At 57.6% G+C, this 19,056-nt stretch carries 15 protein-coding genes; 6 read left to right on the forward strand and 9 right to left on the reverse strand.

The window, feature by feature from the left end; all coding sequences use genetic code 11:
- Positions 1–216 precede the first annotated feature (216 nt).
- From ACFOSU_RS13150 to ACFOSU_RS13180, 7 genes are all read right to left on the reverse strand, one after another.
- Positions 217–1,698, reverse strand: coding sequence for a lipopolysaccharide biosynthesis protein (locus tag ACFOSU_RS13150; RefSeq protein WP_380690337.1), 1,482 nt, complete (start codon positions 1,696–1,698; stop codon positions 217–219).
- 330 nt (positions 1,699–2,028) lie between these two features.
- A complete protein-coding gene (locus ACFOSU_RS13155; protein WP_380690339.1) occupies positions 2,029–3,246 on the reverse strand; it encodes a hypothetical protein in 1,218 nt (405 codons plus the stop codon).
- Between the two features lie 68 nt (positions 3,247–3,314).
- Positions 3,315–4,334 carry a UDP-glucose 4-epimerase GalE gene (galE, locus tag ACFOSU_RS13160; RefSeq protein WP_380690341.1) on the reverse strand — a complete coding sequence of 340 codons (1,020 nt, stop codon included), beginning with the start codon at positions 4,332–4,334 and terminating at the stop codon, positions 3,315–3,317.
- 248 nt (positions 4,335–4,582) lie between these two features.
- Entirely contained in the window at positions 4,583–5,428 is an 846-nt protein-coding gene (locus ACFOSU_RS13165) for a hypothetical protein (RefSeq protein ID WP_380690343.1), read from the reverse strand.
- A gap of 95 nt (positions 5,429–5,523) precedes the next feature.
- Entirely contained in the window at positions 5,524–5,724 is a 201-nt protein-coding gene (locus tag ACFOSU_RS13170) for a hypothetical protein (RefSeq protein WP_380690345.1), read from the reverse strand.
- Positions 5,717–6,406: a phosphatidylserine decarboxylase gene (locus tag ACFOSU_RS13175; RefSeq protein ID WP_380690347.1), complete on the reverse strand. Its 690-nt coding sequence runs from the start codon at positions 6,404–6,406 to the stop codon at positions 5,717–5,719. The genes ACFOSU_RS13170 and ACFOSU_RS13175 overlap by 8 nt, the downstream gene beginning before the upstream one ends.
- Positions 6,403–7,134 (reverse strand): sulfotransferase family protein, encoded by a 732-nt coding sequence (locus tag ACFOSU_RS13180; protein ID WP_380690349.1) that lies wholly within the window; start codon positions 7,132–7,134, stop codon positions 6,403–6,405. The genes ACFOSU_RS13175 and ACFOSU_RS13180 overlap by 4 nt, the downstream gene beginning before the upstream one ends.
- A 709-nt stretch (positions 7,135–7,843) precedes the next feature.
- Between ACFOSU_RS13180 and ACFOSU_RS13185 the strand changes: the two genes are divergently transcribed.
- From ACFOSU_RS13185 to ACFOSU_RS13195, 3 genes are read left to right on the forward strand one after another with little or no spacing between them, the layout of a single operon-like run.
- Positions 7,844–9,205, forward strand: coding sequence for a glycosyltransferase family 4 protein (locus ACFOSU_RS13185; protein WP_380690351.1), 1,362 nt, complete (start codon positions 7,844–7,846; stop codon positions 9,203–9,205).
- On the forward strand, positions 9,202–9,987 hold the full coding sequence (locus ACFOSU_RS13190) for a class I SAM-dependent methyltransferase (protein WP_380690353.1): 786 nt from the start codon (positions 9,202–9,204) through the stop codon (positions 9,985–9,987). Before ACFOSU_RS13185 ends, ACFOSU_RS13190 begins: the two co-directional genes overlap by 4 nt.
- Positions 9,988–10,020: 33 nt before the next feature.
- Positions 10,021–11,709 (forward strand): glycerol-3-phosphate dehydrogenase/oxidase, encoded by a 1,689-nt coding sequence (locus ACFOSU_RS13195; RefSeq protein WP_380690355.1) that lies wholly within the window; start codon positions 10,021–10,023, stop codon positions 11,707–11,709.
- A gap of 451 nt (positions 11,710–12,160) precedes the next feature.
- Here the strand turns inward: ACFOSU_RS13195 and ACFOSU_RS13200 are convergent, their stop codons facing one another.
- Together ACFOSU_RS13200 and ACFOSU_RS13205 are read right to left on the reverse strand one after the other, a co-directional pair.
- On the reverse strand, positions 12,161–13,165 hold the full coding sequence (locus ACFOSU_RS13200) for an NAD-dependent epimerase/dehydratase family protein (RefSeq protein ID WP_380690357.1): 1,005 nt from the start codon (positions 13,163–13,165) through the stop codon (positions 12,161–12,163).
- 790 nt (positions 13,166–13,955) lie between these two features.
- Entirely contained in the window at positions 13,956–15,407 is a 1,452-nt protein-coding gene (locus ACFOSU_RS13205; protein WP_380690359.1) for a DUF1593 domain-containing protein, read from the reverse strand.
- 416 nt (positions 15,408–15,823) lie between these two features.
- Here ACFOSU_RS13205 and ACFOSU_RS13210 point away from each other — a divergent pair, with 416 nt between their 5' ends.
- From ACFOSU_RS13210 to ACFOSU_RS13220, 3 genes are all read left to right on the forward strand, one after another.
- Positions 15,824–16,825, forward strand: a complete 1,002-nt coding sequence (locus ACFOSU_RS13210; RefSeq protein ID WP_380690361.1) for a hypothetical protein — start codon at positions 15,824–15,826, stop codon at positions 16,823–16,825.
- A 316-nt stretch (positions 16,826–17,141) separates the two neighbouring features.
- Positions 17,142–17,759 carry a MaoC/PaaZ C-terminal domain-containing protein gene (locus tag ACFOSU_RS13215; RefSeq protein ID WP_380690645.1) on the forward strand — a complete coding sequence of 206 codons (618 nt, stop codon included), beginning with the start codon at positions 17,142–17,144 and terminating at the stop codon, positions 17,757–17,759.
- 142 nt (positions 17,760–17,901) lie between these two features.
- Positions 17,902–18,693 carry an SDR family NAD(P)-dependent oxidoreductase gene (locus tag ACFOSU_RS13220; protein ID WP_380690363.1) on the forward strand — a complete coding sequence of 264 codons (792 nt, stop codon included), beginning with the start codon at positions 17,902–17,904 and terminating at the stop codon, positions 18,691–18,693.
- Positions 18,694–19,056: the final 363 nt, after the last annotated feature.

Raw genomic sequence — 19,056 nt, forward strand, 5'->3', positions numbered from 1 at the left:
GGCGATAGTCCCGAAAACGGACGTTTCGCCAATTTAAGCAAGAGTATCGAACGGCGCGGATCGAGCTCGGTGCGTGTATCAACACCGAATATTCGCGCGACGGAGGAGCGGACATCGCCGCCCTCGCACTCCACGATAGATCGACTATCAACGCGCGCGTGTTCATCTTCGCCAAGAGAATCGGCGATTCGATGACGCGCGGGCAATCCGTGGTCGTCACGTACGAATCATGCCAATTCGGCGCATCGCCATGCTACGCCAATCGGCCATCTCGTCCCACAATGGGTGGCTGGTGAGCCATAAGCCCATTAGCCACGACAGGCCGGTAGCGATTCCGCCCAACAGCAAGGGCAGAAACAGATTGTCTGCGGATGGAGGGGCCATGACAACGAGGACACAGGGCATCACCATCGTGATGGCGGTCGATATCAGGCTGGGTACGACGGCTCTGGCACAGTCGCCTACCGTCATTGACGTATGGCGACACAGCACCAGGATCCAGGCGCTGCTGTTGACGGCGGACACCAGAATCTGCCCGGCCGCAATCGCGGTCAAGCCATAAAAAGCGGTAATAATGAGCACCATGAGCCGAAACAGTTGTGTAATCAGGGTCATCCGCGTCACCAAACCAGCGCGCCCGATCGCGACAAGCAGTTGCGGGGTATCCATGTTGACCACCGACACAACGGCCGCGATGGCAAGCAATTGCAGAATGGGCACGGCGCCGTCCCACTGGTCGCCAAACATGATTCGCATGATCGGAAACGCCATAAGCGCGGCGAAGAGCAGGAAAGGCCAGCTGAAACCGGTCACATAGGTCGTGGATTTCAGATACAGCAGATGCGCGTTCTGGGCGCGCTGGTTGTCGCGAGCGTACGCCGGGAATGTAACCTGTCCGATGGCCGCCAGAATGTTCTGGCGAAACATGTTGATCAGGCCCTTGCCGCGACTGAAAAGACCCACGGCGGCAAAATCGAGCGCTCTGGCAATCACGAAATCGGGCGCGGCATTACCGACCTGAGAGATGATATCGGCCGTCGTCCGGTGAATACCGAAATGCGTCACATCCCGCCAATGATGCAGCCCCAGACCGCGGATACGATAGTGCCGCCCCCAGGTCATACAGCCGATGATCGTAGCCACCATACCGAACACCGACCCCCAGGCCATGCTGTAATAACTGAAGCCAAGATAAGCCAGTCCGATCGTCACCGCACTCTGGGTCGCCTGCTGTGCAAGATTGATTCGGTAGATGATGCCGAACTGCATCGTGCGCTTGAGCAACGCATTGACGGTAGAACCGAACGGCAACAGGATGAAATTGAGCGCCAGAATCTGGAGCACTGTCTGCAGACCGGCTTCGCCATACAGATGGGCGACAAGACCGCTACCTGCAAACACGAGCAAGGCCAGCAGCCACGCGATGCTCAGATTGATGGTAAAAGCAGACCGCGCCATCGAGTCGTCAAGGTCGCGCGCTTGCACGAGATAATCAGACACCCCGAAATCGCGCAACGCATGAACCAGGGTTACAAATGTAAAGGCCAGCGAATAGACGCCGACCTGTGCCGGGGTGAGCAGGCGACTGACGATCATCACGGTCGGCAGCGTCATCAGGAGATTGGTATAGCGACGTCCGAACGACCATACGAGCGATCGCCGGACCGACATCGGCGCCGCTGGAGAGGATTTCGCCATGAGTTCTACGCCTGCTGTAACGAGCACTGGGTTGCTTGATCGAGTGCGCCGATCACATAGTGCGATTGGATTGGCGCCGCGGGTATCCTCGCCCCTCGGTTGAAGGGCGGGATTGTCTCACGCTTGCTAACGAACTTTAGCGGGCCTGCCGAAAACGGACATTGAGAAGACGTCGTCCAACGCAGGTCATCTGGGGCACCGACATCGCGGTAGATACGTCATCCAAACAGACACGCTGCGCAACAACCGCGTTTTCGAGTCGCTATACGACCGGTGCGCGCCCGGCTCACGCCGAAACATCCGTAACCGTGGCGCTTCAGTCAGGCATCCTTAAACACCACCCTCTGCCAACATCAGTTCCATGCGCTGCGCATCCAGCGTGAACTTGGCTGCCCAGTTCAGATATTGATACTGTCCGTAGACGCCGCTCACCGGAAACGAGCCTTTCACGCCGCCACGATGATCGGGCCCGCCTTCGAGGTTGATTGTCCGACGCACATACGCGTTGGCCCGCAGCGCCGCGTCCACATAATCAGCACGCCCCAGTTCGAGGCCCAGCAGGAACCAGCACAACGAAATCTGGGATGTTCCGGTAAGACATGTATAAGGCGCGGCGGCGAACCATCCCGAGTCCAGATGACCGGGAATATGCCCATCGTGTTCTGTGACCCGGATCAATGCGTCAGCCGTGCGGCAGGCCGAATCCAGAAAGATCGGGTCGCGCGACAGCCGATACGCTTCGATCACACCGCGCATGGCATAGCCGATCGTATGCGTCAGCGGGCGCCTTGAATCCTCGAGGTCGTTGTCGGCAAACCAGCCGTTAGCAGACTGACGGCTCAGTGCCCACCGCACTTGAGCCAGGCCCGCTTGCGCATAGCCCTGCCCAGGTGCGACGCGTTCGGCTTCGAAAAGCCCCCAGGACACGTGGGTTTCGTAGGTCTTGTCACCCTCTTTCGCAAACGGCGTCGCATGCTGACGCCACGCGCCATCGCTGTCCTGGCTGTCACGCAGAAAGCGCGCGGCCGCGTGCATCGCGTTCATGTAGCGCTCGTCGCTCCAATAGTGCGCGCCCGCGGCGAGGCCAATCAGAATCTGGCCTGTATTGAAGGTGACCGCAATCCGCGGCTTTTGCGATACGGTTCCACCTTGAAAGCCCCCATTGTCCATCTGGATTGCGACGAGCCAATCGAGGCAATGCCGTGCGCGCTCCGCAAGCCGCCTGTCCTGCTGGAAACCGGCTTCGGACAACAATGTCGGAACGATATAGCCGGAGGTTTCCGGATAGCTCTCGTTCCATCCTGTCAATAGACTGTAATCACGAGCAAAGCCGCCGTCACTGCTGCGACTTTCGTCCTGGGCACGGCCCAGCCACTCGGTGATTGCCGGAATGACCGCCTGCGCTCCGGGATCGTGATCAGGCAATCCCTGACGGTCGCGCCGGCATTCTTCACGTGCTTCCTCAGGCAGTCGGACGTAATCGACCCAGTCTCTGAGGTTGGCGTACGTGCCGTCCGACAGCGTAGTCCTGGCGATTTTTCGTAGCACGGCTCCTCCAGCGGTACGTCCTCCATTCGTTTCGATAATTCGGGCGTCATCGTTTGTGCGTCTGCGCATCACGCTTGGCCGAAACCTGTCGGATTCTCGGTCTGCCAGCGCCAGGAGTCGCACATGATCTCGTCCAGTCCGCGTTCAGCACGCCAGCCCAGTTCGCGATCTGCCTTCTGAGCATCGGCCCAGCATTCGGCAATATCGCCAGCCCGGCGGCCTACCAGCTTGTAAGGTATCGGCTTGCCGGATATTTTCTCGAACGCGCTGATCATCTCCAGCACTGAATAGCCGCGCCCGGTACCTAGATTCCAGGTATGCAGACCACCCTTTTCGGCTACCTGGCGCAACGCGTTCAGATGGCCGGCGGCCAGATCCATTACATGGATATAATCGCGAACGCCGGTACCGTCAGCGGTCGGGTAGTCGCTCCCATAAACCGACAATTCGTCCAGTCGGCCCACGCCAACCTGGGTGATGAACGGCAAAAGATTGTTGGGCTGACCAGTAGGATCCTCGCCAATCCGGCCGCTGGGATGCGCGCCCACCGGGTTGAAATATCGCAGCAAAGCCACTGACCATCTTGAATCAGCGGCGTGCAGATCCTTCAGGATCCACTCAATCATCAATTTGGAACTGCCGTATGGATTGGTCGGGCGCCCCGTCGGTGCTTGTTCGGACAGCGGCATCTGCTTCGACTCGGCATACACCGTGGCCGACGAACTGAAGACCAGCGTCCGGATACCGGCACGCTCCAGCGCTTCGCAAAGGCACAGCGTGCCGTTGACGTTGTTGTCGTAATACGCGATCGGCTGCTGCGTGCTTTCGCCGACGGCCTTCAAGCCAGCGAAATGAATGACTGACTCGATGGGCTGACTGGCGAGCACCTCGTCCAGACGTACCCCATCGCGGATATCGCCTTCGTAAAAGATGATCGAGCGCCCAGTCAATTGCTCGACGCGTGTGAGCGACTCACGCGAGGCGTTCGACAGGTTGTCGTAGACCACGACATCCAGCCCGGCCTCCAAAAGCACGAGTGCGGTGTGGGACCCGATGAATCCGGCGCCGCCGGTCAGAAGAATTGCCATGACAAAAGCTCCGAAAAATATTCAAACCGCCGCTCGAGCATGCACACAAGCCGCCCCGATCCGCGAGGTTATCAGCGGGGCGCTGGTTCGTAGCAACATCCCCGACTAGCGGACCATCCAAGGCGTCATATGGTGCTCAATCGCGGGCTGACGCGCCACGAAATCGTGCACCACACCAGCGACAAGCGCCCTGATTGGCATCTGAGCCGGACATCGCGGCCAATCAATACGGGTGGCCGATCGTGCCTCTACTTTGAACATAGCGGCTGACTGCTCGCCAGGTGAAGGGGCGTACGCCAGCCGCCGGTGCATAGCCGCACAGTGCATTGTATGAACTCATGAGCGGCTGTCGAAATTTGTCGACACAGACAGCACGTCAAGCCGCTGCGAAAGATAGCGCACCAGCGCCCCCGCAAATAATGCAACGCCGACCATTTCGAGGAACTCCTCAACTTCCGTCCCCCAAAGATACAGCGCGCTGCGTGGGCCAGCCGTATATTCAGTGTGTCCGTTGAAAGACTCGATGACCACCGCGCCGCAGACATAGACCCCCCGGCCAGAATAAAGCCCAGCGCCACTCTGCGGGGCAATCGATAGAGAAACGGAATATATGCAAGCGCTATTGCGCTGGTGAAAATCACCCCGCATACCAGCCACTGGTAAGACAGCAGGCCACCGCTGCGATCGCTCACGTCTGGCACAAGCTCCTGACCGACAGACGTGCCGAGCACCTCATGGATTCTCGCGACCTCGTCGACAGACAGCAATAGGAAAATCAGCGCAAGAAACAGCCACTGCCAGCACATGACGCGTTGCGCCGGATCCTCGACCAGCGAATGCGTCCAGAGCAAGAGGCTACAAGCAAGGAGGCCCAGCGAAGAAAACCACGTGGGTATGCTCGAGTCGCTGCCGAGATCAAACAGCGCATAGAATCCATAAACCTGATCAAACCGGTACATCAGTTTGGCCAGAACAATGCAGGCTCCCGTCAAGGCAAAGAACACTGCCCCAGCCATTAACCACTTGCCCAGATTCTCCAGAGACAATACTAAGTTCAACGACGCATCCCCACGCGTCGGGTCGACAACTGCCATACGCCCCCTTTCCGCCCCCGTATATCGACGGCGAAGATCCTCAATCGTGTGTTGACAGTGCCATTATCCGCGGGCGCGGGCGCAAGCGATACGACCTATTGCACACTATTGGCGCTCAAGACGATCGCCAGAATGCCGCAAAGCCACAGCGCCGCAGCGTACAGACCCAGGTAGGCCGAGCGCATACGCAGCCCGCGCCAGCTGTAGTCCATGATCAATCCCAGCATGGCAGTGAAAACAAGCGCGCAGAACATTGGCCACGCGATATGTCCTTGCGACCAGAAAAGCTCACCCATGATCGCCAGCCTTTGCAATGAGCGGGGTCAGCCCAGCCTTCACATGGGTACCGATGGGCACCGCGCACCTCAGTGCTTCCGGCACTTCCAATACAACGGTGCTGCCCAGCAGGATACGCCCGAGGCGTTGTCCGCGTTCAAGATCCTCGCCTGGTTGTACCCACGTCTCGATGCGACGTGCGGCGACGCTGGTGATCAGGCGAACGGCAACTTGACCGAGCGTGGTCTGGAGACAGACGCGCTTGTGTACCGGGCATAACTTTTCGCGTAAGAACGCAAAATCACGCCCTTCTCCGTCCGTGTATACATCCCCCCCCTGCTCTACAGCAGTGACGCGTCCAGCCATTGGACTACGTTGAACGTGCATATCCCAGAACGACAACGCAATCACCACATATCGAACACCGTTTCGACACTCGGCACTGGTAACCAATCCATCGGCCGGCGCGAGAATGGCGTCCCCGTCCGGCGCGATGCGCTCAGGATCACGGTTGAAGAAGCGCAGATAGCCTGGGTGGAAACCCCCGTTGTCGAGCCATCCACGAATCTGTGTCTCCGGCCAGCGATTCCTCGCTCCTAGTAGCGGCCGGATCAGCGGAGAAGGATACGGCCAGTGCCGGAGCATCAAGCCCACCGCAACGGCGAGCAGAGCCAGCAAGATCACCTGACCTGCAAGGATCACGATGCAGCTTTCGGGGCTGCCGCGGACACGCACTTGATCGCCCCCAGCTGAGTTTCGGATCGAAGGCGAGCAAACATCTCATCACAGAGCTTACGAACAGACGTATCGATTATCGAGTCGGAGTAGGCCCGCCGGGTCGACTCCGGTGCCTTGTTGGACTGCCCGGCACGGGATAGATAATCCAGTCCTGCGAAGTCGTACAGCGCCTCGGTATTGTCATGCGGATGCTCGAGCAACGTCTCGTAGCCGAGCAATCGCACCCGCGGATCTTCGCTCAGGCATTGCCCGAAGTAGTGTTGGTTTCTGAAATACCAGAACGGAGCACAAGCGGGTTCATTGTTGAGATCCTCGTGCCAGTGCGCTCTGAGCACAGCGCGAGTGGCGTCCGGCATGCCACGTCCACTCCGACCTTCGATGTCTCCCTGTTTATCACACAGGCGACGTATGGTGTCCGGCATCTGGGCCCATTTCCGGGCATGCGGGCGAGCGACATCCTCGTAATGCCGATACACCCACAAACAACGCGAACCCGAAAATTGATCGAGCAGGTACCGGACGTCCTGACCTTCGCACAGCGCCTTGGGAACGCTGAGCGGCGCCGGCGTACGCAGCTCATAGTTGTCGAACGCTCGATGGTCGGTTTCGTGGAACACCTCGGTCGCAAGATCGGCTTCCAGCAGGTCCATAACCATATTGGTGCCAGAGCGCTGCACGCCCGCCACAAACATAACGTGTTTCTGGCGAGCACCCAGAATCCTTGCCGCGGCGTGTTGACGCCAGCGTTTGGCCTCTAGACATCCGAACCGATGGGCTCGCCCCAGGTTGTGTCTTATCTCCGCCATTTGATCCCCTGTTACCAAACGCATGTTACAAATACTGTAACCAAGTTTGCGGGGTTATCAGTCTGGCATCAACGCGGTTGGCCGTATCAACTGTATCCAGCGCCTTGCCCAATCAAGGCGGTACCTGCCCGTTGCTGATTCGCTGCGGCTTCGCAGCCTGTTGCCGCGGCAAATGCGCGATCTACACACTCTCCTTATCACGCCTTCCGTTATTTGCCGCCGCCGCGTGGGCCACCGCAAGGCACCTGATACGCCATCGTTTGAGTGATCTCCAAAAGAAGACCCGCGACCAGCTCGGCGTCGTATCACAACTCATACCGGACATAGTTCACACTCTCGACAACCTGAAACCGGAGGGCCAGCGAGTTTCGTACTTCTCCTACATGATATTGACCTGCCAATATGTGAGATCGCCTTTTCGTGATGTACGCCTTAAACGGATAGCCATCGCAAGTGACTACCACAATCGCCGGTGGTAGAACTCGACAAACCTCAGACCTGCCCGCTACGGCATGTCGAGCGACTAACCGGGGCGAGCCGCCTAGCCGGATCATAAAATGTTCTGGTGAACAGGTCATCCGAGGCCGGATGGTTAATGAAAAACTCGCCGGTCATATCCGAGCTTGAAAATAGCTTTAAAGAATGTGATAACTTTTACCCAGTAGCGGCATCACAAAGAAGTAAAATGAAAACTAATGCCAAGGGTTTGCGAATCCTCATGGTAGCGCCGCAGCCTTTTTTTCGGGCTCGTGGCACACCATTCAGCGTATTGCATCGTATACGCGCACTGATCGCCGAAGGACACGAGGTCGACCTCGTAACCTATCCGTTCGGCGAGGACATTGCGATGCCCGGCTTGCGCATCGTGCGTTGCTGGCGGCCACCTTGGGTAGGCGATGTCCGGATTGGTCCGTCGATCGGCAAGCTTGTACTGGACGCCCCACTCTACTTGGCCACGACCCGCATGCTGCGTCGCAATACTTACGATGTGCTGCACAGCCATGAAGAGGCGGCTTTTTTCTGCGTGCGGCTGGCACGCCGATACAAACTGCTTCACGTATACGACATGCACAGCAGCTTGCCGCAGCAGTTAACGAATTTCAGCTCATACAACCTGAAACCGATCCAAGCTGTATTCGGCTGGCTTGAACGACGCGTGCTCGAAACTTGTCACGGGGTCATCACGATTTGTCCAGACCTGGCCACCGTGGCTGTGCCCTATTGCGATGACAAGCCGCACGCAATGATCGAGAACACGGCAGACGACGCGCAGGTGTTCGGCGATGATGACGGCAAGCCCCGCGTGTCATACAAGCTCGAAGACAAGACGATCATCCTGTATACGGGCACACTCGAAACGTATCAGGGCATCGATCTGCTCCTGCACGCTTATGCGCCGCTGTGCGATGACTACCCGCAAGTGCATCTGCTTCTGGCGGGCGGCACACCGGCACAGGTCGAGAAATACCGGGACATGGCCGACGCGTTGGGGACTGCGCAGCGCGTTACGTTTGTCGGGTCAGTGCACCCGGCAAGTATTCAGCAACTTCTTGAAGCGGCGAATATGCTGATCTCGCCGCGCTGTCGAGGCACCAATACGCCGCTCAAAATCTATGGCTATCTGCGCTCGGCCAAGCCGATTATCGCGACGGATCTGGCAACCCATACCCAGGTTCTGGATCACACCATAGCCGAGCTGGTTGCACCGACCGAGCAAGGCCTCGGCGAAGGCATGCGGCGCCTGCTGGACGATCCCAGCCACGCCGCCCGTCTGGCGGCATCGGCAGGTGCGCGCGCCGCCGCCGACTATTCAGACGACGGCTATCTGGCACGCGTAGCAGCATTCTACCGCCAGGTGATTGATAAAAACGCAGGCAGCGGCGCAACAGCCCTACACGAGTCAACCGACGGCGCGGCCGACGAGTTGGCACAATCGACTATTCGAGGTGAACAATGACGGCGCCCGGAAATGCGGATTCCAACGACAGGCTTGATGCAGTCCGGGAGTACTGGAACAACCACGTCCATGACTGGAAAGTCGCCAGAAGCCCCGCCGGAACTCCGGAATTCTTTGAGGAAATCGAGGCGTATCGTTTCGAGAAATTGCACTACCTGCCGCTGCGCGTTGATTTCAACGGCTATGCTGATGAACGGATACTGGACGTCGGCTGTGGTGTGGGCAACGACCTGGCCCGCTTCGCCAAGGGCGGCGCGAATGTAGTCGGCATTGATCTGGCGGAGCATTCGATTGATCTGGCGCGGGCAAATTTTGAACAACGCGGACTAGCCGGCCATTTCGAGGTCATGAACGGAGAATCGATGAGCTTCGAGGATGACGCCTTCGATCTGGTCTACTGCCACACCGTGCTTCACTTCACAGCGAATCCGTCCGCGATGGTCAAAGAGATTCGTCGCGTGCTCAAGCCGGGCGGCACTGCGATCCTCATGACGGTCAATCGACACTCGTGGCTGAACGTCACACAGCGTTTGATGAAGATCGAGATCGATCATCTGGACGCGCCCATCTTCGATCAGTACACGTATGCGCAGTTTCAGTCGCTCCTGGAGCCTTTCGCCAAGGTGAAAATAGTATGCGAACGGTTTCCAGTACCTACGAAAGTCCACAAGGGCTGGAAGGCCCGGCTATATAACGATCTCTTCGTAGGCCCCTTCAACCGGCTGCCTCACAGCTGGGTAGAGCGATCAGGCCACCATTTTCTGGCGTTTGCTGAAAAGTGATTCCGAATGCCTTGATCGTGGTGAAGAAATAGCATGAACAGAGCGATAGACGGGCTGGGCCTTCGATCCTACGACATCGCGATCATAGGCGGAGGCATCTACGGTACCTGTATTGCAAGGGATGCTGCGCTTCGCGGGATGAGCGTCGCACTTATCGAGCGTGGCGATTTCGGCCAGGCCACGTCGCACAACTCGCTCAAGCTGATACACGGCGGTCTGCGCTACTTGCAACATCTTGACGTGCGACGGGTTCGAGAATGCATCCGCGAGCGCAACCATTGGTTGAAGAACGCGCCTCACCTGATACGACCACTGGACGTGCTCATTCCGACCTACGGCCACGGAACACGGGGCCGCGCAGCGCTATGGTCGGCGACACAGCTTTATAACGCACTTTCCGTTGACCGCAACCGAGGCCTCGCCGAGGAACAGTTGGTGCCTGCCGCTCGGATCGTCTCTCGCGCTGAGTGCGAACGGCGTATTCCAGGGATCGATTCGAAGCGTGTCACCGGCGGCTGCTGCTGGACCGATGGGCAGATGCAGAATGCGGCCCGCGTGGTTCTGGAATGCGTGCAGGACGCCGTACAAGCAGGAGCCGACGCCGCCAATTATGTCGAGGCCACCCGGCTTTTGACCGAAGACTCCAACGTGCAAGGCGTCAGCGCGCGCGACCTGTTGAGCGGCGAGCAGCTGACCATCCGCGCAACGCTGGTCATCAACGCAAGCGGCCCGTGGCTGGCCAATGTCCTGGGTGCGGATATTGGGCCGCGATACCATACGGTGATACCGCTGGCTCGGGCGCTCAATGTGATTACCAGAGCGCTTCCCACGCAGGGTGCGGTGGGCGTCGAAAGCCGTCGTTCCTCGGATGCGGTCGTTGGCCAGAGTAAACGCCTTTACTTCATTACGCCATGGCGAGGGTTGAGCATCATCGGGACGACGCATCTGCCGTTCGACGGCCAGCCCGACACCTACCAGGTCATGCCGGCCGAAGTCAAAGCGTTTCTTGACGAGGTCAACCAGGCCTACCCGCCTGCCAAGCTCACCTTGGCCGACGTGGTTTATTGCTACGGCGGATTAACGCCGGCGGCAGGGCTAACAGGGCCGGAGATTCGACGCGCACGGGAGAGCCGGATCATCGACCATGAAGTCGAAGACGGCGTTGGTGGCTTGCTCAGCGTGTCGGGAGTCAAGTTCACCAGTGCACGTGAGGTAGCGGAAAAAGCGATTGATGCCGCCGTGCGCAAGCTTGGTAAATCCGGCCTGCGGTGCGTTACGCATAAAACACCGCTTTCCGGCGCTCAAAATTATCCGGGCCGTAGGGAATTGCGCAAGAGTATCGAACTTCGACTTGGGCCTGGTGTAGACAGCGCCGCGGTGGATTGCCTGGAGGAGTACGGGACGCGCTATGAGCGCGTGCTCGGTATGTGGAACGGCCAGCCAGACGAAAAATCCATCCTTGAGGCGCGCTGTCGCTATGCAGTGCGCGAAGAAATGGCAAGATCGGTGTCGGACGTCGTGCTGCGGCGCACGGCCATGGCAGAACGTGGAACGTTGACGGAGTCGGCCCTGCAGGCGTGCACTACCACGATGGCGCATGAGCTGGGCTGGAATGACCTTGAAGCATCAAGACAGAAGCAGGCCGTACACTCGCGCCTGGCGGAGCTGGTGCCGGACTACGCAAACGCGCATGCGCAACCCGTAGGGCAAGTAGCCCAGTAACGACGCTGCCTGAAGCGGCTATGGCGGCCGGCACATTCCAAACAATAAAAGGGTTCTAACAGGAACGAAACGCGACTGGGTCAAATAGTCTACGGTTCTGGGTCGGCGTCTCGAATCGGTTGATCCCAGTGCTGCATCGACTGCGCGCTCCACTGTTGATCGAACGGAAAAGTACTGGACTGACTTTTGCGGGAGTGCTGTAAAACATCATCAAATATCCCCAATTCGACATTGCAGCTGATGATCGGGGTATGGCGCGCGTGAGCCGCGTCATCACCGTGGATTACCATTGGCAAGCCTCCTATATCGTCCGCCTGTTCGCTCTAGTTGCCTTGCCAAAGGGTTTTGGGCCACTGGCGACGGCCCGATAGCGCCCCGTTCTTGTTTGTTGCTGCCATCGATGGGCACTTTGTAACGTGTGATTTGTCGAATTTCGATTCGATTCGCCCACTCATTTCCGTTTCAAATGCCCCTCACGAAAGTACCATTCGGCGGTACGGCGCAACCCATCGTCCAACGCTACCGAAGGCGTGAAACCAAGCAGCCGACGCGCTTTCGATATGTCGAAGGCGCGATCTTTGAGAAAGAAGTCGCATTGGCGCACTTGCAAGGGCGCATTCAGGCCCAGCGGCCGGCAGACAGCCTCGGAAACTCGTGCCGCCACCAGCAGCGGCGCAATCGGCAGCCGCCCACGCGGCGGTGCCACACCCACGGCATCGGCGACCAGGCGCACCAGTTCATTAAGTGTGATGTATTGTGCTCCGCCGATAATGACGGTCTCACCGAGGGCTTTGGGTTCGGTGCCCGCAAGCAGGATCCCCTCGACCAGATCTGCTACGTACGTGAAGTGATAGAGCACCTCACCCGTGCCGAACATTCGGAACTGACGCTTGTGGATCGTCCGAAAAAGCTTGAGAAAACGCATATCGCCAGGCCCATATATACCGGCCGGTCGGACAATGGCACCGGGCAGCCGACCAGCGAAGGCTTGCGCTGCCAGCATCTCGCCTTCTAGTTTTGTTTCCTGATAGATATCACCGGGCGCGAATGGAGCGGTCTCGTCCGCGGGCACATTCGTAACGTCGCCGTGCACACCAACTGTAGAGCAATGCACCACTCGTTCGACGCCGGCAGCCTCGGCGGCTTCGAGAATATGTCTTGTGCCTTCGACGTTGACCGCATGGTATATCTCCGGATCGAGGCTGGACCCGCGGTAATAGGCGGCGATATGAAAGACATGGCTGCAGCCGGCCACCGCAGCGGCGACTGCCGTCCGATCGGTAATATCGCCCACTACAATCTCGGCACCCAGTGCAGCCAATGCTCTGCCCGCTTCGTGCTGTCGCGCTAACGCACGCACCTTCCAGCCTCGCTCGAGCAGCACGCGCGCAAGATGCCCCCCCGTGAAGCCTGTCGCCCCCGTGACCAAGGCCAGTTTCTGTCCTGTCTCTGCCATGTTTCGTTTTCCTTACAAGCTGTCAGACCAACCAGCGGAGGCACTCGCCTTGAAGATCATCGGCGTCCAAGGCCACAGTGCAGGGCTGTGTTTCTTGTGATTGGCCCGATGTTCAAACATGGCCCGTTCAATGAATTCAATGAAGTCCGTCTCGGAACATTCGGCCGAGCGCTATCCAAGGCGCCAACTATTCGCCACCCGTGACTCTCGTCCATTTTTGGCCCATGTCTTCATTTATATACTGAAATCCTGCTTGTGCAGGTTCGCGCTGCCGCCAGTAATGAGTTTTCCTCGAGCCGCTCCCAGCAGTTGGTGAAGGCCGCCGTTGCCGCTCATGTATGGCCCCGAACGTGACATAGAACGGTGCCAAAGTCTTTCCAAAGCGCGGCTATCGCCGTCTACATCACTATAACAAACAGGTGCCGGCCCGCGTGGACCATAACCGCCGGGCAAATTTACAGAACGAATGGTGCACTCTCCTGCGCCGCGCGCTCTAAAGTCGACAACAACGCCTGCGGCATGCTCGCCTGGAAAGCTTTCGTGGCGGCTATTGCCGCTATATAAAACACTTAATATGAACGTGACTCCAGGCCCCCATCAATGAAGCCGCAGACATAAAAAAGTGGAATGCAACTGCTGTCGCATCCCACCTGAAACCCACTCGAAAATCGATGACCGTAGCAAGCCGAGCTGCGGTATCTATGCTGCAGACTCGTCAGGTCATGATTCGACCGTATCCATTATCGGATCTGTCGACGAATTCGTGGTCTGACCGAGCCATCCAGCAGACTTACCGCGGCGACACCGTAATGTTGACTCGCTTGTAGGAGACAAGCGACGGCTCGCCGTCATCTTCTACTGTCAACAGCATGTGAATCGATTGCGTGCGGCTCACATTCGGAGCCGTAATGGAAGGGGATGCGGTATTTCCATTTTGCATGCTTACACCGCCACCGTAGCTGCTTTCTTCATTCATCTTTTGCCAATGGAACGCCAGATTGTTCCCATCCGGATCGCTCCAGTCGCCGCTGTTCAGCCTGATGGTCTTGCCCGAGGCAACGCGCTCATTGATCACTGCGTTGCCGGTGCTGTTCATCGGATTGTGATTGGCCTGGCTATAGGGTTTGGCACACCAGTCGAAACGCGCCGCGTAGTCGGGCTGGAAGTCCGGGCGCCAGCGATAGACGGCGGCGATATACGGCGATATGTCGTGTTGGTAATTGCCCACTCGGTCGATGGCGTCCCAATACCGGTCGTGATTACGTCCGTCTACTTGCAGACGCCCGCCCCAGTTTTCCGCTGTAAGCGTATTAGGTACGTTGAGGCCGTTGCGAATCAGGCCCATGTAGCTGGACGAATCACCGCCCTTGATGCCGTTTACCTTACCCAGCTTCCATGACCAGATATCACCGCCATGGTAGTCCGGATACATTTGGCCCAAAGCGCCATGGCCTCGGATATTGTGCTGAACCCACGAGGAACTGACCAAAGACTGATCGCCACCACGATACATTCCTCGACCACCTTCCTTGCGTGTCGCATAGAACATATGCGGGAAGTTTGTCTTGATCCAACCTGCGGTCGGATCCTGGTTGCCCGAAGCGACAACACGTATTTTCGAAACGAATTTAGCGACCTGCGCACTGCTCCTAGTCTGTTTTACCTTCCAGAGTGCCTGGGCCAGATCGGCAGGGCCACCCCAGATCGTGACCCATACGGGCCGATTGTCTGGCTTGTCCACCGCGCTCACGATCCAGTTTGATGCCTGCGTGTCTTTTCCGGCACCTATAGTTTGCGACACAGAGATCCCGTTGTCCGCGTTAGGTTGACCGGATTTGATGACCTGTCGCAATTGATCGGCAGTCGGATAACTCTTGTTGTAGAAATCAGGATAGCTTTTGTTATGCGTCACCAGATTCGGCCGACACTGCCCATAGGCATCTACGATACTGCGTATATACGCGGGTCTAACGACATGCCCGTGCTGCAGGCTCGATGAGGCGATTAGCCCTTCGATATCAAATTCGTTTGCATATAACATCAATCGGATAAGCGACTGGGCGTCGTCGGGTTCGCGTACGCCAGATTGGATGCTGCTGATATCCGTTAGAACAATAAGCCGCGGTTTGAGACTGACCGTGACCGGATTCGTATCCAGCGCTTTAGCTGGATAGCTAGTGGTCAGTAATAAACCCGCTAAAAGAACGGGCAGACAAGAAGTAAGACATTTTCGATGGACCATTTTACCGTTCCTAAGTCGACTAGCGTTATGGATTTCGACACTCTGTCTCAGGCCTCTGATTGGCCTGCTCCCCACGCCTGCGGCTTCTTAAACGGCCCTATTGCTCCCGTTTGCCCGGTATCGGCCGCTCGTCACATGACCTGAAGGCTTCTTTTTTGCGTTCGCTGCCCGAGCAACCGGGCTTTCCGCCCCCCTCGTGGAGAGCGGCCAGGACGATTTCTGTTCGCCCGCGAGTTCAATGACGGCGTGGAGCGCTGTACGGGATTGCGGCATTCGACGCATCCAGGCCCGAATATCGTGGTGCACCCGACAGGAATAGGCGCGCGCCTCTTCGGGCAGCTGATCAGCGCAGACCAACGAGTGTGGCGCCGTTCACTCGCTGCCCCTATTTGCCGAACGGAGAAGCGCGATAGGCGATGGGCGATCGTTACGAGACAAGCTGGTCATGGAGCCACGCGGCGCTTGGCAACAGACGCTCTGCAATGCTTAAGAATTCGATGGGCCCGGGGACGGCGTGCGATGCGGTCTGGCAAGCGTATATTATCGCGCTATGTCGCGGGCAATACGCGCTGGCGCGAGCAATGGGAGCTCGCGCTCTGGTACGCTCGCAAAGCGGACCGCGTCAAGGTTCGAGCATTAAAAAGGGAGGCGTCGTGAACGAAAACAGGGAAGTTACAAATCGCCACGCGTCCATCTCGAATTGGTTTTTCGTTCTTGCGCTACCACTCTTCCCGATCGCGTTTATCGGCTTTTGTCTCTGGCTAAAGACAACCCGGCCTTGGCTTTATCGGGAACACTTCATCACCGAAGACGGAGCGATCGCCTTTGGAACAAGCGGTGTTTATATTCTGGCATGCCTGATCACTAGCGTATTCAGCATGAGGCTATACGAGAACCACCAAAGGTTATTTTTCGTGCTATATGCTTTGCTCGCCGTATTTCTATTCTGGAGAAGCGGCGAAGCGGTCAACTGGGGCCACCTGCCTGGAGAAGATCAGGCAAGAACTTCAGCTATTGCGAATGCAGCAGAAGGTCATATCAGTTTTCATCGATTTTTATGCCAGCTTTCGCTGAATAGCCTGTTTATCGCAGTGGGCTTTTACGGAGCTTTCTCGAGGCTATTTACCGTTGCGTGGACGGGAGTGCATAACCGGCAGACGGTCGATCTCCTGACGCCGGACTACGGCGTGGCCTTCTGTTTTTTTCCCGCTTTTGCGCTGTACTTCTACTACGACTATCTGAGCGCGCCACTCGCAGGCTGGTTCGGACCACAGTTTGATTTCAGCACCGCGGCCGATACGCACAAGCATTTCCTACTAGCCGGAGATCAAGAACCCATACAGCTTCTGCTTAGCGTTGGGTTTTTATTGTTTGTGGCACTGAACAGCTATCGATATCGGCCCAACCACTTCAGGTAGATGTCATCGCCACCGCCTATTGAAGGATTCTATCTGGAGATCTTGGGGCATTTCTTATACCTCGCTGGCCTTGTTCGGATACGACGCGCTCGCGCCGATTTACCCTGGCGCAGTAGTCGCAGCCGGCGCGGCGTCGCGTAAGCGCTATTATTCGATCGCTAGACGCCTTTATTTTCACAGCAAGCTAAAGAATCTCTTCTGCGGACCATATGGTCGTTCTGCTGCGAATATCCAAAAAAGGAAGCGTCTGGATGGAAAGCCGTACGATACAACGTGAGCTTCAGCTCTCAGAGGCGCTTGTCGATCGTTTCGCGAGCTGACCGGTGATCGCAGCTCACTACATACCGACGGCGCCTTCGCCCGACGCAGCCGATTCCGAGAAAGGGTGGCGCACGGCAAACTTACCGTGGCCTCGCTCGCCGCATTGATGTCGTTGAGTCGGGAGCACCGCCAAGTTCGCTTCGAGTCGCTCAAAGGACACTTTCGAGAGCCGATTCGGCCACGCGATCGTCTTTTGCTTCGTTTAGCTGTGAGATCCCATGGCTACGTCGGCGAGTTCAACGCCACGTGGACGCACGACGGGCACGCAAAAGAGCTGGCCGTTGCCACAGGGCGCTATCGGCTGACGGCACCGGCAGATCAGTCACTGACCGGTTTAGGCTTACTATCTACGCCGCGCTTTGAAGAGCTCGATCTTGATCTCGATGCGCTCGGAGGGCGAACTGAAACAATAGGCTTCGCCACCGATCCCCGACTGCTCAAGCAGATCGAGTCGAAGCTGCTCATACCCATGGGTCTTACGCCAGGCTGCTCTGTTTCGCCTGAGTTGCTGGCAGCGTTGATGTTATCCCCTCTGGTCGGCATGCGTCTGCCCGGACATAGAACCGTATTTCTGAGCTTTGCTTCTCGAGTTCAACAAACGCGTCGACTCTAGACAGATTTGTGCGCTTGCTGGCACGACACAACGTGCACAGCGCGGTGCCGAGCTGCTATCGACGAGTGTGACGTTTACCGTCGGTGATACACCTGTAGCCACAGGCTCGGTTGAGACCTTGGTCACTAGCCCGCCGGCATATATGCCGAACCCCGAAGAACTGGCCCGCAAGTATCTCGACCTGGGACTGAATGGTGGCGTAGTACTCGTCGCAGGAGGCAGCCGCGGAATTGGCGAAGTGACTGCAAAGTTTCCCGCGCTGCTGGGCGCCTCGGTGGCGCTAACCTGTTATCGCGGCGAAACCGACGCCGAAAAAGTGGTCGAGTCGATCCGCGCGACGGATGGCACCGCAGCTTGTTTCGGCTGCGATGTACGCAGCGCGGATCAAGTTGCAGCAACTGTAGCAGCCGTGGCCGAGACATTCGGCGCCATTGATATTCTGGTCAACTGCTTCGTGGGCCGCTTCGATCAATCACCCACGATAACCAACCACTGGGACGACTATCTGGAAGAATTGGAGATCTCGGTCACAGCTGTGCACATGGTCTGCTCGGCTGTCGAGCCACTCATGCGAGAGCAAGGGGCCGGCAAAATAGTCAACTTTTCGACGGTAGCTGTACACAATCCGGTTAGCGGTCAAAGCCGCTACGCAACGGCCAAGGGCGCCGTCAAGGCTTATACGCGTAACCTGGCAAAGGAGTTGAACCGTTCCAATATCCAGGAGAACCTCGTGATCCCCAATATGACCGAAACCGATCTGCTTGCCTCGGTGCCGCGAACCTTTCGCGACCGGATGGGAGCCGCACGCGAGTACGGGCGTCACGTGTATCCGGCCGAGGTCGGCCAAGCCGTCGCATTCTTGGCTTCGCAGTGGTCGAATGCGATGGCCGGGCAATCCATCGTAATCAACCTTGGCGAACCACCGTTCGGTTAGGCCGCGCGAAATGGATCAAGACTTGCATACTCGCCCCGCAACGCCCCCTCGACCGCGCACTTCCCAAGTTATCTGCGTAGCTGATGATACTCGACGCATTCGGCGAGCGCTCGCCCTACTGTCGCGCCTGCGTTCTCGATCATGCCGCCCCGGTATGTGATACGCACCCCGTGATGCGTACGGTCTTTGGCTTACGTCGCGGTATCGTAGCGGTCGGTCTCCGCTGGATGTATTCTATTGAATATACTTTAGACTGGAACAGATGTTTTTTCGAAGCCCACTTTTTGAATTTGTTCTCTGTTACGCAAATTTTTCTGAAATGCACACCTATTACGCGCTGAGCATGGGCGATCACGGCTCGAA

This window comes from Salinisphaera aquimarina (assembly GCF_042643355.1).
GTDB lineage: Bacteria > Pseudomonadota > Gammaproteobacteria > Nevskiales > Salinisphaeraceae > Salinisphaera > Salinisphaera aquimarina.

Coding starts and splice junctions, on each gene's coding strand:
- ACFOSU_RS13170 (WP_380690345.1), bottom strand. CDS start 5,724: ATGGGTGAGCTTTTCTGGTCGCAAGGACATATCGCGTGGCCAATGTTC.
- ACFOSU_RS13185 (WP_380690351.1), top strand. CDS start 7,844: ATGAAAAACTCGCCGGTCATATCCGAGCTTGAAAATAGCTTTAAAGAA.
- ACFOSU_RS13150 (WP_380690337.1), bottom strand. CDS start 1,698: ATGGCGAAATCCTCTCCAGCGGCGCCGATGTCGGTCCGGCGATCGCTC.
- ACFOSU_RS13180 (WP_380690349.1), bottom strand. CDS start 7,134: ATGTTTGTGGCGGGCGTGCAGCGCTCTGGCACCAATATGGTTATGGAC.
- galE (WP_380690341.1), bottom strand. CDS start 4,334: ATGGCAATTCTTCTGACCGGCGGCGCCGGATTCATCGGGTCCCACACC.
- ACFOSU_RS13195 (WP_380690355.1), top strand. CDS start 10,021: ATGAACAGAGCGATAGACGGGCTGGGCCTTCGATCCTACGACATCGCG.
- ACFOSU_RS13165 (WP_380690343.1), bottom strand. CDS start 5,428: ATGGCAGTTGTCGACCCGACGCGTGGGGATGCGTCGTTGAACTTAGTA.
- ACFOSU_RS13190 (WP_380690353.1), top strand. CDS start 9,202: ATGACGGCGCCCGGAAATGCGGATTCCAACGACAGGCTTGATGCAGTC.
- ACFOSU_RS13210 (WP_380690361.1), top strand. CDS start 15,824: ATGGGCGATCGTTACGAGACAAGCTGGTCATGGAGCCACGCGGCGCTT.
- ACFOSU_RS13205 (WP_380690359.1), bottom strand. CDS start 15,407: ATGGTCCATCGAAAATGTCTTACTTCTTGTCTGCCCGTTCTTTTAGCG.
- ACFOSU_RS13200 (WP_380690357.1), bottom strand. CDS start 13,165: ATGGCAGAGACAGGACAGAAACTGGCCTTGGTCACGGGGGCGACAGGC.
- ACFOSU_RS13220 (WP_380690363.1), top strand. CDS start 17,902: ATGCCGAACCCCGAAGAACTGGCCCGCAAGTATCTCGACCTGGGACTG.